At 65.2% G+C, this 16,960-nt stretch carries 11 protein-coding genes and 1 tRNA gene; 9 read left to right on the top strand and 3 right to left on the bottom strand.

Going from position 1 to position 16,960, the window contains the following annotated elements; all coding sequences use genetic code 11:
* Positions 1–61: 61 nt before the first annotated feature.
* The 4 genes from HY57_RS14830 to HY57_RS14815 all read left to right on the top strand — a co-directional run bounded on the left by HY57_RS14830 (position 62) and on the right by HY57_RS14815 (position 4,179).
* Positions 62–1,123, top strand: a complete 1,062-nt coding sequence (locus tag HY57_RS14830) for an SPOR domain-containing protein (protein ID WP_019466676.1) — start codon at positions 62–64, stop codon at positions 1,121–1,123.
* A gap of 32 nt (positions 1,124–1,155) precedes the next feature.
* Positions 1,156–1,761: a CvpA family protein gene (locus HY57_RS14825; protein ID WP_019466675.1), complete on the top strand. Its 606-nt coding sequence runs from the start codon at positions 1,156–1,158 to the stop codon at positions 1,759–1,761.
* A gap of 18 nt (positions 1,762–1,779) precedes the next feature.
* Complete coding sequence (gene purF / locus HY57_RS14820; protein ID WP_019466674.1) at positions 1,780–3,255, top strand: amidophosphoribosyltransferase; 1,476 nt, start codon at positions 1,780–1,782, stop codon at positions 3,253–3,255.
* Positions 3,256–3,366: 111 nt separating this feature from the next.
* The gene (locus HY57_RS14815; protein ID WP_019466672.1) at positions 3,367–4,179 is read left to right on the top strand and encodes a ferritin-like domain-containing protein; all 813 of its coding nucleotides are present in this window, start codon (positions 3,367–3,369) and stop codon (positions 4,177–4,179) included.
* Positions 4,180–4,356: 177 nt separating this feature from the next.
* On the opposite strand, the gene HY57_RS14810 is transcribed toward HY57_RS14815, so the two are convergent.
* Entirely contained in the window at positions 4,357–6,483 is a 2,127-nt protein-coding gene (locus tag HY57_RS14810) for a beta-galactosidase (protein WP_019466671.1), read from the bottom strand.
* A 185-nt stretch (positions 6,484–6,668) separates the two neighbouring features.
* Here HY57_RS14810 and HY57_RS14805 point away from each other — a divergent pair, with 185 nt between their 5' ends.
* A complete protein-coding gene (locus HY57_RS14805) occupies positions 6,669–7,691 on the top strand; it encodes a phosphotransferase (RefSeq protein WP_019466670.1) in 1,023 nt (340 codons plus the stop codon).
* Positions 7,684–9,003 (top strand): aminotransferase class III-fold pyridoxal phosphate-dependent enzyme, encoded by a 1,320-nt coding sequence (locus tag HY57_RS14800; protein WP_019466669.1) that lies wholly within the window; start codon positions 7,684–7,686, stop codon positions 9,001–9,003. Before HY57_RS14805 ends, HY57_RS14800 begins: the two co-directional genes overlap by 8 nt.
* A gap of 24 nt (positions 9,004–9,027) precedes the next feature.
* On the opposite strand, the gene HY57_RS14795 is transcribed toward HY57_RS14800, so the two are convergent.
* Positions 9,028–9,747: a FadR/GntR family transcriptional regulator gene (locus tag HY57_RS14795; RefSeq protein ID WP_019466668.1), complete on the bottom strand. Its 720-nt coding sequence runs from the start codon at positions 9,745–9,747 to the stop codon at positions 9,028–9,030.
* A 526-nt stretch (positions 9,748–10,273) separates the two neighbouring features.
* Between HY57_RS14795 and HY57_RS14790 the strand changes: the two genes are divergently transcribed.
* Positions 10,274–12,838, top strand: coding sequence for a TonB-dependent receptor (locus tag HY57_RS14790; protein WP_019466667.1), 2,565 nt, complete (start codon positions 10,274–10,276; stop codon positions 12,836–12,838).
* A gap of 161 nt (positions 12,839–12,999) precedes the next feature.
* Positions 13,000–15,045 carry an MGH1-like glycoside hydrolase domain-containing protein gene (locus HY57_RS14785; RefSeq protein WP_019466666.1) on the top strand — a complete coding sequence of 682 codons (2,046 nt, stop codon included), beginning with the start codon at positions 13,000–13,002 and terminating at the stop codon, positions 15,043–15,045.
* Positions 15,046–15,228: 183 nt separating this feature from the next.
* Here the strand turns inward: HY57_RS14785 and HY57_RS14780 are convergent.
* A tRNA-Pro gene (locus tag HY57_RS14780) sits at positions 15,229–15,305 on the bottom strand.
* Between the two features lie 200 nt (positions 15,306–15,505).
* On the opposite strand from HY57_RS14780, the gene hisS reads away from it, so the two are divergent.
* Positions 15,506–16,891: a histidine--tRNA ligase gene (gene hisS, locus HY57_RS14775; protein ID WP_019466665.1), complete on the top strand. Its 1,386-nt coding sequence runs from the start codon at positions 15,506–15,508 to the stop codon at positions 16,889–16,891.
* The last annotated feature ends 69 nt before the right edge of the window (positions 16,892–16,960 follow it).

Genomic DNA, 16,960 nt, shown 5'->3' with positions numbered 1-16,960 from the left:
GTGACGGCAAGGGCAGGTATAATCGCCGCGTTCTCGCACCCCCTGCCGTTTGGAGCCCGTCTTGAAAACACGTCTGCTGGGAGCTGCCGTTCTCATCGCGCTGGCTGTGCTTATCGTGCCGATGTTCATCTCCAGCAATCCCCCGGCCGCGAGTGGCGACGAATCGGTAAGCCTGGCCATTCCGCCGGCACCCGATCGCGACCTGCAGACCAAGACCATGAGCCTGACGCCCGGTGCGGCATCGGCTTCCACGGCAGCGCCGGCACCCCGGCCGGCCGTACCGACGCCGGCCGCCTCGGCCGCCCCGGTGGGCTCGACCGACCAGCTGGCAACGGTGAACATCGGCTCCAGCCGCCCGCGTGACGTGGAGACCGACCCCACCGCCGGGCAGAAGCCGGAGCCGACCACGGTGACGCGTCCGGGTTCGAGCGCCGCGCAGCCGGTGATTCCGGTGCAGGGCAAGGGCGGTCAGGCCGTCACGGGCTCCGCCACCACCACTGCCGCCAAGGCGGCTGCCATTCCGGCGCAGCAGGAGCCCGCCCTGCCGCCGGCCACGGCGGCCCACGGTGCCTATTCGCTCAATCTCAGCGCGTATGCGTCGAGCGCCAGCGCGCAGAGCCTGATCCAGCGCGTGCGCGGACTGGGCTACGCCGCCTCCGGCCGCACCATCAACCAGGGCGGCAAGTCGCTGACGCTGGTGACCGCAGGCCCGTTCGAATCCCGCGCGGCGGCGGAGGCCGCCCGCCTGAAGATCACCCAGACCATCCCGGGTGCCCCGGCGCACCTGGAAAGCAGCGCCTCGACGCCCACGCAGGACGATCCGCCGGCCGCCAGGCCTGCAGCCACGGCCGCTGCAGGCAGCTCTGCGGCGCCGGCATCGTCGCGTGCCGGCGGCTGGGCGGTGCAGGTGGCCGCCATGGGCACGCAGGCCGACGCCAATGCGCTGCGCGACAAATTGCGCGCCAATGGCTTCGACGGCTACGTGGATTCGGTCAATGCCAACGGCAAGCAGCTGTGGCGCGTGCGCGCGGGTCCGCAGACGCAGCGCGCCGATGCGGTGCGCATCCGCGACCAGATCAAGGGCAAGCTGGGCGTGGACGGCAACGTCGTCACCGCCCCGTGAATGCCGCTCAGTACCCACGGTGAGGTGACCCGGTGAATTGGGCCGATTACATCATTCTTGCCGTTCTGGGCGTGTCGGTCTTGATCGGCCTGTGGCGTGGCCTCATTTCCGAGGTGCTGGCGCTGGGCATCTGGGCGGCCGCGTTCTGGGTGGCCTGGACGTTTGGCCCCAGCGTGGCGACAGGGCTCGAGCACCATATCGAGCTGCCGTCGGCACGGATCTTCGTCGGATACGGCGCCTGCTTTGTGGCGGTGCTGATCCTGGGAGCGCTGGTGCGCTTCCTGGTGAGCCGGCTGGTGGAGGGTACCGGGTTGTCCGGCACCGACCGCCTGCTGGGCATGGTGTTTGGTTTTGCCCGTGGCGTGCTGTTGGTGACGCTCGGGGTGTTCCTGCTCGGGTTTACCGCGTTCATTCGCGATCCGTGGTGGCACGATTCGGTGTTATTGCCGCAGTTCAAGGGAGTGGCTGCGTGGCTGGGCGAGCGGGTGCCGGACAATGTCCGCCATTACCTCAATCCTCCGGCCTTGCTTGACCATTTGCCCGCCTTGCCGGCGAGCATCCCGGGCGCTTCGCCAGCGACCGGACACGAGATCCATCCCGCGGCCGCAACCACGGCCGCACCGGCAACCAGTTCTTAAATTACAGGCTTTACTACCATGTGCGGAATCATCGGCATCGTCGGCACCAGTGAGGTCGCCGCGTCACTCTATGACGGATTGACCGTGTTGCAGCACCGCGGCCAGGACGCCGCCGGCATCGCCACGGTGGACGGCGCGCGCCTGCGCCTGCACAAGGGCAACGGCCTGGTGCGCGACGTGTTCAACCAGACCGCGATGAGCGGGCTGCACGGTCGCATCGGCATCGGCCACTGCCGCTATCCCACGGCCGGCTCCGACGGCTCGTCCGAGGCGCAGCCGTTCTACGTGAACTCGCCCTACGGCATCGCCTTCGCGCATAACGGCAACCTGGTGAACACCGAGACGCTGCGCCGCGAAATGTTCGAGGACGATCGCCGCCACATCAATACGGATTCCGACTCGGAAGTACTGCTGAACGTGCTGGCGCACGAGCTGCAGATCCAGGACCGCATGGCGCTCACGCCCGACCACATCTTCAAGGCCGTGGCCGGCGTGCACCAGCGTGCGCGCGGCGGCTATGCCTGCCTGGCACTGGTGCTGGGTTATGGCCTGCTGGCCTTCCGCGATCCGAACGGCATCCGCCCGCTGGTGCTGGGCGAGCGCGTGACGCCGGAAGGCCGCGAGTACGCCGTGGCCTCCGAGTCGGTGGCGCTAGATATCCTTGGCTTCAAGCGCCTGCGTGACGTGGAGCCGGGCGAGGCGGTGTTCATCACCAACGACGGCCAGCTGTTCGCCCGCCATTGCGCGGACAGTGCGGTGCACGCGCCGTGCATCTTCGAATACGTCTACCTGGCCCGCCCGGACTCGATGATCGAGAACGTGTCGGTGTACAAGGCGCGCCTGCGCATGGGCCAGAAGTTGGCCGAGAAGATCCTGCGCGAGCGCCCGGACCACGGCATCGACGCGGTGATTCCGATTCCCGATACCGCCCGCACGGCGGCCTCGGCGCTGGCCGAAGCGCTGGGCGTGCCGTTCCGCGAGGGCTTCGTCAAGAATCGCTACATCGGCCGCACCTTCATCATGCCGGGGCAGGGCGAGCGCGTGAAATCCGTGCGCCGCAAGCTCAATCCGGTGGAGCTGGAATTCCGCAAGAAGAACGTGCTGCTGGTGGACGACTCCATCGTGCGCGGCACCACCTCGCGCCAGATCATCCAGATGGCGCGCGACGCCGGTGCAAAGAACGTGTTCTTCGCTTCCGCCGCGCCGCCGGTGCGCTACCCGAACGTGTACGGCATCGACATGCCGGCCGCGTCGGAGCTGGTCGCCGCCGGCCACACCGAGAGGGAAGTGCAGGACGTGCTGGGCGCCGACTGGCTGATCTACCAGGACCTGCCGGATCTGATCTGGGCCGTGCAGGACGGCAACGAGAAGCTGAAGCACTTCGATACCTCGTGCTTCTCCGGCGAATACGTCACCGGCCTGGACCAGCAGTACCTGCAGCAGATCGAAATGCTGCGTTCCGACGACGCCAAGGCGGCCCGCCGTAGCGCGTAAGGGGTTCACACCTGTGGGAGCGCACCCTGTGCGCGACTGTCCTGCCTCGAGGTTTCGGCAGTCGCGCACAGGGTGCGCTCCCACAGGCCATCTTCCCAGCGATCATCGCCCATGACCGCCGACCTCCACGCCGCCGCCAAGCGTTGCCTCGACGCCACCGATCCCGCGGAAAAGCTGCGCCTCACGCATGCGGCGTGGGAGGCCTTCCTTGCGGGCGAACTGGGCCCTGACGCCGCATCACCGGCCCCCGAGCCCATCGGTGCGCCAGGACGCCCTGAGCGCCCCGTGCTGGTGCCGCAGCGGCAGGTGCCACACCGTGGCCTCGGGTCCGCCGAAGGCCGCGCGGCGCTTGTGCACGCGGTGGCGCATATCGAATTCAACGCCATCAATCTCGCCTGGGACGCCGTCTACCGGTTCCGTGGCAAGCCCCTCGGCTACTACCGCGACTGGGCAAGTTGCGCGCACGACGAAGCGCGTCATTTCGCGATGCTCTCCGGTCGCCTCGCCGAGCTGGGCCACGCCTATGGCGATTTCGACGCGCACAACGGCCTGTGGGAAATGGCGGAGAAAACCGCGCATCACGACACTGCGCGCATGGCCCTGGTGCCGCGCGTGCTTGAGGCGCGCGGGCTGGACGTGACGCCGGGCATGATCGAGCGGCTGGTGTCTGTGGGTGATGACCGCACCGTGGCCATCCTCGAGGTGATCCTGCGCGAGGAAGTGGCGCACGTGGCGGCGGGAACGCGCTGGTTCCGGCACTGCTGCGAGCGCGACGGGCTGGATCCCCGGGAGACCTTCCTGGATCTGTTGCGCGATTACATGGGGCGCAACCTGCGCGGTCCGTTCAATCGTCCGGCGCGGTTGCTGGCGGGTTTCGATGATGAAGAGCTTGATCGCCTGACCGAACTCGCCATGCTGTCGTAGCGACAGCGCGCCCCGCCTATTGCTCGTCATTCCGGCGCAGGCCGGAATCCAGTAGCGACAACGATCAGTTTTCGCGAAATTCCGGCAGCCCTTATGTCATGGCAGCGCGATGACCAACCACTGCGGCCACTGGATTCCGGCCTGCGCCGGAATGACGAACAGGAGCCCGCACTGGTTCTACGGTGTCGCTGTTTTCCACACCAGCGCCTGCGCCGGCGCCAGTGGCACCTTGCCGTGCACGATCGTCGCGCCGGCAGGCAGCGTGGGTTGGAACGGGGCGGGGTTGTAGTTCATCAGGAAGTCGTAGCCACCGCGCCATTCGTGGAAGACGCCCTTAGGCAGGTCTTCGATGGCGACGCCGGCACGCTGGTAAACGCTGCGCACGATCTCCCGCTCCAGCGCCCCGTCATCGGTGGACACGCCGATCATGGTGACGCTGCCCTTGCCGAGGCGACGCGTGGTGGCAGCGGCCTTGCCGGCGTAATAGTGATCCGCGTAGGTGGCCAGCACTTCGGTGCCGGGGCGCGGTGAAAGGATGTCCGCCCAGCGATGCCAGTCGTGCGGCTGGCCGCCTGCGGACACCTTCCCATTGGCGCTCGTCGGCAGCATGTCGAAGCCGTCCACGTCATCGCCGATGAGATCGAGGATGGGTGCCGACCAGGGGCCCTCGTGGAAATGGCCCAGTTCGTTTTTCTGTGCCGTGCGGCTGGTCAGGATCAGATGGCCGCCCTGTTCCACGTAGGCCTTCCATTTCTTCGCCAGTGACGCGCTGACCATTTGGTAGGCTGGCGCGATCAGGAACGGATAGCGGTTGAAGTCGTCGCTCTCAGCGATGAAATCCATCGGAGCGCCGGTGCTTTTCACCGCGAGCGTGTAGCCGTTGCGATACGACCAGGTGTTCCACAGGCTGGTCTGGGGCTGGATCTCGAGATCCCAGAAAACGTCGTGGCTCCAGAGATAGCCGGTGTATCGCTTCGCCATCGCCGAAGGCAGCGTTGCGTTGGGGTTGAGCTTTGCCTCCAGCGCCTGAATCTCGTGCATGGTGTCGACGTATTCGCGTCCCGTGCGTGACAGTGTCACGCCGTCGGTACCGACGATACCGTCGTGATACATCTCGCTGCCCCGCAGCGGATGGCGGTAGCGATACGTGCTGAGCAATGAGGAGCCCGCGCCGAAGGCATGCCATATCCACATGCCGATGGCGCCTGGATCGGGTTGCGGATTGATCTCCGCCCAGTTGACCTGGCCGGGTTGCAGTTCCATCACGCCGAACGTGCCGGTGATGGGGCGGAAATACGCGGCCGCTTCCATCAGGTTGGCCGGCTTGCCGATGGCATAGCTGTCGCCGCCCAGCACGTTGGTGCCCGCCACGGGATAAAGCGTGAACGTGGTGAAATCCAGGTCGTGGCTGCGACGCGGATCCGTCGCGGTGGTGACGTTGGTGTAGTTGGTCGTCACCCATTGTTCGGGCGCTGCATATTTCTTGATGAGCGCGGCCTGCGAATCCAGGAAGCGCGCCGTGGTGTCGGCCTGGAAGCGGGCAAGGTCCACCAATGCGTGGGGGCTCAGCTTGTCTTCCGCCGCCAGCGTGGCATTGGGCAGCAACACCTGCTCGAAGCTTGTGTAGCGGGTGCTCCAGAACGAACCGCCCCAGGCGGCGTTCATGCCATCGATGGTGCCGTACTTGTCCTTCAGCCACCGCTGGAACGACGCGCGCGCGCTGTCGCTGAAGTCGGCGAAGCTGCTGGGTTCATTGTCGATCTGCCAGCCCCATACGCGACGATCATGGCTGTAGTGCTGCGCCATGGCCGTGACCAGCCGGGTCACGAAGGCCTGGTACTTCGCATTGGACAGGGATACCTCGGCGCGGATGCCGTGCTCGTGGCGCTGGCCGTGCTCGTCCACCCGGTAGACCTCCGGATAGTGTTCGCCCATCCAGGCGGGCGGCGCCCCGGAAGGCGTGCCGAGGATGACGCGCAGGCCGGCCTTGTGGGCCATCTCGATGGCGTCATCAAGCCACTGGAAGTCGAAGCGGCCTTCCTCCGGCTCCAGGTAGGTCCAGCTGAACTCGGCCATGTGAGTGAAGCCGAAGCCGAGTTTGGCCATGCCGTTCATGTCGCGCTGCCACTGCTCGCGCGGCCACTGTTCCGGGTAATAGAACACGCCGAAGCTCATCGGCTCGCGCTGGTGCAGCAGGGCGGCGCCCTGGGGGCGGGCGCCTTGGCCCGCCTCGTTGGGGGCGGCGCACACGCCGCTGATCATCACTGCCGAGGTCAGTACGGCTGCAAGCAAGGGCCGGAACATGGAGACGAGCCTGTCATTGGGTTTATTTGTCAAATTATCCTACCATTGGGTCGGCTGCAATCGAGGAGTCATCCGGGGATGCACAGCGCTGTTCGATGCAAGAGACAAGATGTACCCAGCATTCCGCGCTTGCGGGACTGGCGCAACCGATCGTTTTTGGAGCCGTCCAGGGCAGGGGGTTCCGCATGGACATGTTGACGCCTGTCGAAGCATCGAGGCTGGCAGCACGTCATTGGGGTATCGAGGGCGAAGCCAGGGCCTTGCCCTCGTATGCGGACCAGAACTTCCGCATCCGTGCCGATGGCGACGGCTATGTGCTGAAGGTCGCGCATCCGTCCTGGTCGGCCGCGGAGATCGAGCTGGAAAACCTGGCCATGATGGAGCTGGCCCGACGCGAGCCTTCGCTCGGTTGTCCACGCGTGCAGTTCGCCAGCAACGGCGAACACCTGCTGGCCCTGCCCATCGAGGGACAGGCCTGCCTGGTGCGCATGCTGAGCTATGTGCCCGGCACGACCTATGCCGAAGCCATCAACAGCCTGCAGCCGCATCAATGTCGCGTGCTGCACCGCAGTTTGGGGCAGGCAGTGGGGCGGCTGACCCGGGGGCTGCAGGACTTCCGTCATCCGGCCGCCGAGCGTGCGCACGACTGGAACCTCATGAGCCTGCCGCGGCTGCTGGATGAGGTGCCTCATGTCGAAGACGCTGCCTTCCGCGACATCGTACGCGAACACGCCACGCGCTTCTGCGCCGCCCTGCCGGCATGGCGCGCCACGTTGCCGGTATCCGTGCTCCACAACGATGCCAACGACCTCAACGTCATCGTTGACGACGATGGTGCGGGCGGAAAGCGGGTCAGCGCAGTGATCGACTTTGGCGACATGTGCACCAGCTTCCGTCTTGCCGACCTTGCCATCGCATGCACGTACGCCATGCAGCACGAGTCGGATCCGGTGGCGTGCGCGCAGGCCATCGTTGGCGGTTACCTTGCCGAGCAGCCGCTTCAGCGCAGCGAGCTGGAGCAACTGCATGCCTTCATCCTTGCCCGGCTCTGCCACAGCATCCTGATGGCGACGCGGTCGCACCGCGAGCAGCCGGACAACCCCTTTGTCCTCGTTTCCCAGCAAGGTGTGCGGGGCCTGCTTCGCCAGCTTGCCGACGTGGCGCCCGACGCCATCGTGCGACCCTATCTGGAATCCAGCCATGACTGAACTTGCGACCCTCCATGTCCCGGCGCGCAGCAACGGGGAGATCCTCCGGCTGCGCCGGCAGTACCTGAACCCGACGCTGAGCGTGTCGTATCGCGAGCCGTTGAAGATCACTCGTGGCGAAGGCGCGTGGTTGTATGACCAGGAGGGCCAGGGTTACCTGGACATGGTCAATAACGTGTGCCACGTCGGCCATTGCCATCCGCGCGTGGTGGCGGCGGGGCAGGCGCAGATGGCGCAGCTCAACACCAATACGCGCTACCTGCACGACAACATCGTCGAGTACGCATTGCGGCTCATGAGCACGCTGCCGTCGCCGCTGTCGGTGGTGTTCCTCACCAACTCGGGTACGGAGGCGAACGATCTGGCGCTCCGGCTGGCACGGGCGCACACGCGCGCCAAAGGCGTGGTGGTGATCGATCACGCCTACCACGGCAACTCGCCGTCGATGATCGAGCTCAGCCCGTACAAGTTCAACGGCAACGGGGGCGAAGGCCAGCCGTCCCACGTGGGCGTGCTGCCCATGCCCGACGTCTATCGCGGGCGATTCGGCGATACGCCCGACGCGGGTCGCAAGTATGGCGAGCTGGCGGCACCGGTCATCGGCGAACTGCGCGGACGCGGCAAGGAGGTGGCGGTGTTCTTCGGCGAATCGCTGCTGGGCTGTGGTGGCCAGATCATGTTGCCGGAGGGCTATCTGCCTGAGGTCTACCAGGCGATACGCGCGGCTGGCGGCGTATGCCTGGCGGACGAAGTGCAGGTCGGCTTTGGCCGTGCGGGCGAACACTTCTGGGCGTTCGAGCGCCAGGGGGTGGTGCCGGACATCGTCACCATGGGCAAGCCGATGGGCAACGGTCACCCCATGGGCGCGGTGGTCACCACGCCGGAGATCGCCGCGAGCTTCGTCACCGGCATGGAGTATTTCAATACTTTCGGCGGCAACCCGGTGTCCTCGGCGATAGCGCTGGCAGTGCTCGATGTGATCGAGGAGGAGCGGCTGCAGGAGAACGCCCAGCGCGTTGGTCAGTTCGTGATGGATGGCCTGCGCGATTTGCAGAAGCGTTTCGAGATGATCGGGGACGTCCGTGGTTGCGGCCTCTTCATCGGCGCGGAATTTGTCGCCGATCGCGCGGCCCGTACGCCGGACCAGCCCCGGGCCAAAGCCGTGGTGGAGGCGATGAAGGCGCGCCATGTCCTGTTGTCCACGGATGGTCCCGATGACAACGTGCTGAAGATCAAGCCGCCCATCGTGTTCAGCCAGGCCAACGCGGAGGAGTTCCTCGGCAAGCTCGAGGGCGTGCTCGGCGGGTTGTGATCAACCCGCCGACGGCCATGGCGCTCAGGAAACCTTCTTGAGGCCCTTCTTGCGGCGCTTGTCGAGGTTGGCGCGCGAATCCACGATCATCGCCTGCATGGCCTTGCGCGCCGCTTCGGACTGGCTGCGGCGAATGGCTTCCAGCACCTTCTGGTGGTGCGGAAGCGAGTATTTGAAATTGCCGGCCGTCTGCGCGGACAGCACGAAGAACATGCCGAGCACGCTCTCGATGACGGAGAACAGCGAAATCATCATCTCGTTGCCGGTCGCCTGCAGCACGGCATTGTGGAAACTCAGGTCCGCTTCCGCCCAGTCGCTGGCATCCTGCGCGGCTTCCATCCGGCGGTAAGCGGCGTCGATCTTGGCCAGCTGCGCCGTGGTGCGCCGTTTTGCTGCCGCGGCCGCCGCGGCCGGTTCGATGATCTCGCGCATCTCGATGAGCTTTTCGATGAAATCATCGGTAGGCATGGAGGCGCAGCGCCAGGAAAGCACGTCGGCGTCGAGCTGGCTCCATGCTTCCGTGGGACGCACGCGCGTGCCCGTTTTCGGGCGCGCTTCGATCAGGCCCTTGGCGGCCAGGACTTTCAGCGCTTCGCGCAGGGCATTGCGGCTCACCTGCATGCTTTCCGCCAGGGCGTCCTCGCGCGGCAGCACATCGCCAGGCTTCAGGTCGCCGGCGACAATCCTTGTGCCCAGTTCACGGACGACCTGGCCGTGCAAACTGCGAGCATCCGAAAATTTCATGTTGGATCTCTCTCCACCGGAAGCTTGTCAATAAAAAAGTTGCAGCGTGTTCCGCGCCGTCCCGGGCTTTGGTGTCGACGCATGCTGCGATGCAGCGTCACCCGGAACTTAGCACAACGACCCTCCGGGAGACCCCGGGCACCGCCCCGCGGATGTTCCTGCAGGCGCCTCGTCCGCCACATGTTAGCGGCATCCGACCCCTTGCATCACCGCGTCCCGGCGCGGGCGCCGGGCGTTTCACCGTGTCCGTGGCCCGCCTTCCCATGGTGCAGCGCAACCCCCGTTGCCGGGCCATCCGTGACTTTTGACGTATAGTTATATAGTAGGACAAATAGAAAAAAGTGCGTTAGGATGAAGTCGCACTCCCGGACGAACGACCGAAGACACAGGACTGAGGCGGCGGCGCGGAGTGGCGGACAAGAGGCGTAGCGACACGACAGCTCGATGTCAGTGCGCACTGCCGCAAGGCCGGACCCGATTCGCAACGCAGGCAACATTCCTAATGTTCCGGGGAGGAACTTTCGAAATGAAAGGTTGGAAGAAGATCGACAAGCGCACGCTGGCTGCCGCGATCAGCGCCGTACTCGTGACCGGTGCGCTCCACGCTCAGGATGCACAGACCCAGACGCCTCCGCCGGCGACGGCTCCGAAGGCGCAGAACAACGCGTCTGTCGAACAGCGCCAGCAGGCGGCGTCGGCCAACAAGACCGTGCAGAGCCTTGACCAGGTCGTGGTCACCGGTAACTCGGCGGCGGGCGGTATCCGCAAGATCGACGCGAGTTACTCGATTACCACCGCGACCCTGCAGCAGATCAAGGAGCTCAATCCGGTCAGCGTTGCCGACCTTCTGAAGATCTCGCCGGGTGTCTATCCGGAATCCTCGGGCGGCCAGACCGGCGCCAACATCGAAGTCGCGGGCTTTCCTTCCGATAGCGGCGCGCCCTTCGTCACCATGCAGATGAACGGCTCGCCGCTGTTCCCCAAGTGGGACTACTTCACCGACGCCATGGTGCGCCTGGATGACACCGTCGATCGCCTGGAGGCGGTGCAGGGCGGTACCTCGGTGCTGTACGGCAACGGCCAGCCGGGCATGATCGCGAACTTCATCCTGCGTGAAGGCAGCAGCAAGCCCACCGGCGACATCGGCCTTACCGTCGGCTCCGAGGGCATGTACCGCATCGACGGCTTCTACGGCTTCCCGATCAGCAAGAACAGCGGCTGGTACGGCAGCATCGGCGGTTTCTGGCGCAAGTCCGACGGCGTGCGTGATCCGCAGTTCGCGGCCGACAAGGGCGGCCAGCTCACCGCGACGCTGAGCCACGATCTGGACCACGGTTCGATCATGTTCTTCGCCCGCGTGCTGAAGGACAAGAACCAGTGGGTGACCGACACGCCCATCCTCAACCCCTCGGCAGGCCAGTTCTCCGCGTATCCGAACTTCAGCCCGCTGACGGGTACGTTCGGCAGCAACGCCGACCGTCGCATGTTCCTGCAGCTTGACCCGTGCAACACCGCGGGCTGCTCGCCGACCGGTCAGAACATCGACATGGCCAACGGGCAGGGCGGCAACGTGCGCATGTTCGGCGCCAACCTGGATCTGGACTGGGATAACGGCTGGTCGCTGTCGGACAAGTTGTTCTTCACCGCCGGCAGCATGGACACCACCGCGTTCTACAGCACGGGCGCCAACCCGGACACGTTGGCGAACACCATTGCCGGCATGGTCTCGTCGTTCGGCTTGCCGTCGAACCTCACCGCGACTGCCACGTACACCAATGGCAAGCCGGCGAACATGAACGAAAATGTCACCATCCAGAACCCGGAATACATTCATAAGCAGATCAATTCGGTCAGCAATGAATTCCGCGTCAGCAAGGAACTGTTCGAAGGCAATACGCTCACCTTCGGCAACTACCTGGCGGTGTATTCCGAGCACCACGTCGAAGAAGACGGCCTGAACATGCTGATGCAGGCCCAGAGCAACCCGAACCCGATCGTGGTCAACATGACCGACGGCGTGAACAACTACGCGCTGACGGACAACCAGGGCCTGTTCTGGAACTCGCAGCCGCAGTCGTGGATGGCCTTCAACGAACGCTGGCACGCCACCACCTGGGCGTTCTACCTGGCGGACGTGTGGAACGTGGGCAAGTGGCGCTTCGACGGCGGCATCCGCATCCACCACGACGATGTGAGCGGCTGGTTCCAGAACACCGCGTCGGGCGACCTCGACAACAACCCGTACACCGTCTACAACAACAACGCCGAGTATCTGGTCAACAGCAAGATCAACCCCACCAGCTCGCGCAGCGCGCCGTCGTGGACCTTGGGTGCGAACTACACGTTCAACGACAACATGAGCGCCTATGCGCGCGTCAATGACGGCGTGTTCCTGCCGGGCTTCGACGATGTGGTGAACCTCGGCCATCCGCCGATTGAGAAGATCCACAACATGGAAGTGGGCTTCAAGTACCAGGCGCCGTGGATCTTTGCCGACGTGTCCGCCTATCGCCGCCTGTTCCATGGCATCCCGTACTCGATCAACCTGCCCACCGGACAGGTCAACCTGGTGTATGGCTCGGTGACCAAGGGACTCAACGCCGCGGTGACGGTCAAGCCGTTCCAGAACTTCTCCGTTGCCCTCAGCGGCAACTATATGGACGGCCATTACTCCGACTACGCCGGTTGCGTGCCGTACGTGGCGCAGGACGGCAGCCAGCGTTGCGACAGCATCAGTGGCAAGCAGCTCGACCGCCAGCCGAAGGTGCAGTACCGCCTGACCCCGGGCTACCTGATTCCCACCAGCTGGGGCAGCCTGAAGTTCTGGCTGACCTATGAGTACGTCGGCACGCGCTACGGCGACCAGCTCAACCAGCAGCCGCTCGGCCACTACTACGACTTCAGCGCTGGCGCGATGGCGAACATCGGCCAGAACTGGGTGGTGACCTTGCGCGGTACCAACCTCACCAATGAGATCGGCATCACCGAAGGCAATGCACGCCTGTTCGGCTTCGCCAGCGGCGGCGGCGTGATCCTGGCCCGCTCGATCGAGGGACGCGAGGTGAACCTGCAGGTCAAGTACCAGTTCTGATGACTGAACTGGTACCCGCCAGGGCACGTGGTTAGTCTGCAAGGCGCCGGCTGCGAAAGTGGCCGGCGCTTTGCACATGGGCGGCAGGATGGATTCGTGCGCAGACCCTGTGCCTGCAGCGGGTCATGTGCGCAGAGAGATCGACGCAACAGGAGTGTGACGTGAAGTATTCCCGTATCGGGCATCACCGTTTCGCGGCGCTGGCGTTCGCGCTGGCCCTGGCTGGCTGGGGGCATGATGTCGCCCTCGCTGCCGACGTGGCCGGTGACCAGGCCCCGTACCTCGACCTGCTCGACATGCATGGTTCGCCGAAGAACGCCGGCGACCGCAGCTTCAATATCTTTTTCGATGCCGGCGCCTGGCATGGCTACAGCCTGCCGGCCGCCGGTGAGGCCTCCGCCGGTTTCACCGGTCCGTTCGTGCACAGCTTGGCAGGTGGCCAGTGGACCGGCACGCGGATGGCGACGCTGGCCCTGCGCGACGCCGTGCAACACAAGGCGTTGGCCTTGTCGGCAACGGGTGGGCATGCCGGGCCGGGCTTCCTGGAGCGCAGCTACACGGCGCCGGGACTGACGGTTCGCCAGACGCTGTACTTCGCCGATTCGTGGCGTGCCGTCGTGCGGACGGAAATCACCGCGACGGAGGCTCGCGACGTCGAGCTTTCGTTCGAAGGGGCCACTTTGGCTGCGCACGGCTCGCGCCTGACCATGGATGGCGACAACGTGGTGCAGGCGTTTGCGGGATCACCATCGCGGCTGGTCACCTCGCTGCATGCCGAGGCGGGCGGTGCCACTCACGCCAGCATCCATGGCAGCCGTTACCAGCTCGATCTTTCGCAGCCGCTGCATCTGTCGGCGGGGCAGACGGCAAGCCTCTTCCTCGATCAGACGATGGTGTACGACGCCAATGCGCAGCCACCGTCCGTGGACGATGCAGCTGCCTGGTCGGCCAACCGCGTGCGGTGGGATGGTTACCTGAAGGATGTTCCGGCGTATCACCTGCAGGGCGTTTCCGACGACGTGGCCCGCCGCGTGGCGGCAAAGGCCATGGTCATCCTGCTGGGCAACTGGCGTGCCGCTCGCGGCGACCTGCACCACGACGGGGTGATTCCTTCGTACTCCAATCCCGACTTCAACGGCTTCTGGGCGTGGGATTCATGGAAGCATGCCGCGGCGCTGGCGCAGTTCGCGCCCGAGCTGGCACGTGACCAGATGCGCGCGATGTTCGACTACCAGGCCAGCGACGGCATGGTTCCCGATTGCCTCTACCTGGACAAGGCGGAGAACAACTGGCGCGACACCAAGCCGCCGCTGGCCACATGGGCGACGCTGGCGATCTATCGCGCCACCGGCGACCGCGCGTTTGTCGCCGAGATGTACGACAAACTGGTGCGCTACCACCGCTGGTGGTTCAAGGCGCGCGATCACGACCACGACGGCCTTGCCGAGTATGGCTCTACCGACGGCACGCGCATCGCCGCCGCGTGGGAGAGTGGCATGGACAACGCCGTGCGCTTCGATGGCGCCAGCATGATGCGCAACGGCGAGGGCGCGTGGTCGCTGAACCAGGAGTCGGTCGATCTCAACGCCTATCTGTATCGCGAAAAGCTCGAGCTGGCGGAACTCGCGGGCGTGCTGGGCAAGGCGTCGGACCAGTCCATGTGGTTGAAGGAGGCGGCGGACATGAAGCCGCTCATCCAGCAACGAATGTTCGACGCGGCGGCCGGTTACTTCTTCGACATCCGCCTGCCGGGTCACGAACCCGTGCGCGTGTACGGCTCGGAAGGGTGGGCGCCGCTGTGGGCGGGCGTGGCAACGCCGGAACAGGCGAAGGCGGTGAGTCGCGTCATGCTCGACCCCAACAAGTTCGCCACGGTGATGCCTTTCCCCACGCTGGCCAAGGACGATCCGCACTTCTCGCCGATCAAGGGCTACTGGCGTGGGCCGGTATGGATGGATCAGGCCTATTTCGGCGTGGAAGCGCTTCGCCAGTACGGTTTCAACCGTGAAGCCGATGACATGGCACGCCGACTGGTGCTCAACGCGCAGGGGCTGACCGGGCAGGGTACGACCTACGAGAACTACGACCCGTTGACCGGGCACGGTTATCAGTCGCCCAACTTCAGCTGGTCGGCGGCGAGCTACCTGATGTTGCTGCACGACGGCGGAGCGGCACCGGCTTCTGGCCAGGCTGCCGCGCAGCGCTGATCCGGCGTTATGGGAGAGTGCCCGCGCGCACTGGCGCGGCTGGGCCGTGGCGCGGGCAACCTCGCCACGGCCCGTTGTTCTTGGAGCGACTCGGCGGCGGCGAGCCTGGGGTGGCGGTATCGGACCCCTGAAAAGAAGAAGGCCCTGAAAGCGAGCTTTCAGGGCCTTGCTTACTTCGAATTTTGGTCGGGGTGACATGATTCGAACATGCGACTTCTACGTCCCGAACGTAGCGCTCTACCAGGCTGAGCTACACCCCGTGGGAGCCGCGTATGTTAACGACACCCCGGGGGGTTGGCAACACTTTGTGAAAAAAATTCTTCACAAAGTTTTACGGGCCTGTCGCAGCCCTGGTTGAGGAGGGGGCTGGGTTGGCGTTCTGCTAACCTATGCGGCTCTGTCGGACAGCCCGCCAACGGGTGGCCGGCCGACCTTTCCACACCGCTTAGCAGAGGACTTCATGGCGCTTACCCAGGCCCGCACCATGCCCGGCGTGCTCGAGCTACTGCCGCTCGATCAGATCGCGTTCCAGCGCATGCTCGACGTGATCCGCCGCAACTATGAGCGCTTTGGTTTCCTGCCGGTGGAAACGCCGGTGATGGAATTCTCGGACGTGCTGCTCACCAAGACGGGTGGCGAGACCGAGCGCCAAGTGTACTTCGTGCAGTCCACCGGCGCGCTGGCCAACGCCGAGAAGGGCGAGGGCGTGCCGGAACTGGCGCTGCGCTTCGACCTTACCGTGCCGCTGGCCCGCTACGTGGCCGAGCACGAGCACGACCTGTCGTTCCCGTTCCGGCGCTACCAGATGCAGCGCGTGTATCGCGGCGAGCGCGCCCAGCGCGGCCGTTTCCGCGAGTTCTACCAGTGCGACATCGACGTGATCGGCAAGGACAGCCTGTCGGTGCGTTACGACGCCGAGCTGCCGGCCGTCATCTACAGCGTGTTCCGTGAACTGGACATCGGTGCGTTCACCATCCAGATCAACAACCGCAAGCTGATCCGCGGGTTTTACGAAAGCCTGGGCATTCTCGATGGCGAGATGCAGACCCTGGTGCTGCGCGAAGTGGACAAGCTCGACAAGCGTGGCGCCGATTATCTGCGCGAAACGCTGACCGGTCCGCAGTTCGGGCTGAGCGCGGAAACCGCGCAGAAGATCCTCGACTTCTCGCAGGGGCGTTCGACCTCGCTGCAGGATGCGTTCGACAAGCTCGATGCACTGGGTTCGGGCAGCGCTGCGCTGGAAGAGGGGCGTGCGGAGCTGAAGGAAGTGCTGAGCATGATCCGCGACTTCGGCGTGCCCGAGTCGCACTACATGCTGAACTTTTCCATCGCGCGCGGCCTGGATTACTACACCGGCACCGTGTACGAGACCACGCTCAACGACTATCCGCAGATCGGCTCGATCTGCTCGGGCGGCCGTTACGAAAATCTCGCTGGCCAGTACACCAAGTCCAAGCTGCCGGGCGTGGGCATTTCCATTGGCCTGACGCGCCTGTACTGGCAGCTGCGCGACGCCGGCCTGATCGGCACGGCGCGCAGCACGGTCGACGTGCTGGTGACGCAGATGGATCCGGCCCAGTTGCCGGCCTATCTCGCCCTGGCTGGCGAGTTGCGCGGCGCAGGCATCGCCACCGAGGTGGTGCTGGACGGCGGCAAGCTGGGCAAGCAGTTCAAGTACGCCGACCGCGCGGGCATCCGCTTCGTGATCGTGCTGGGCGAGGACGAGCTCGCCAAGGGCGTCGTGACGGTCAAGGACCTGCGTCGCGAGGACCAGTTCGAAGTCGCGCGCGCCGACCTGATCAAGACGCTGCGCGTCGAGCTGGCGCAGGCCGAAGTCGGCACCTGAGCATTTTCGTGTGATTCCCCCGCCGCCGCGGCCATGCGCCGTGGCGGCTGCACCCACCCTTTGATGAAG

This window comes from Dyella japonica A8, assembly GCF_000725385.1.
In the GTDB taxonomy this organism is placed as follows: Bacteria; Pseudomonadota; Gammaproteobacteria; order Xanthomonadales; family Rhodanobacteraceae; genus Dyella; species Dyella japonica_C.
Note: the sequence above shows the minus strand (reverse complement) of the source record. Positions and strands in the feature narration are given on the sequence as shown.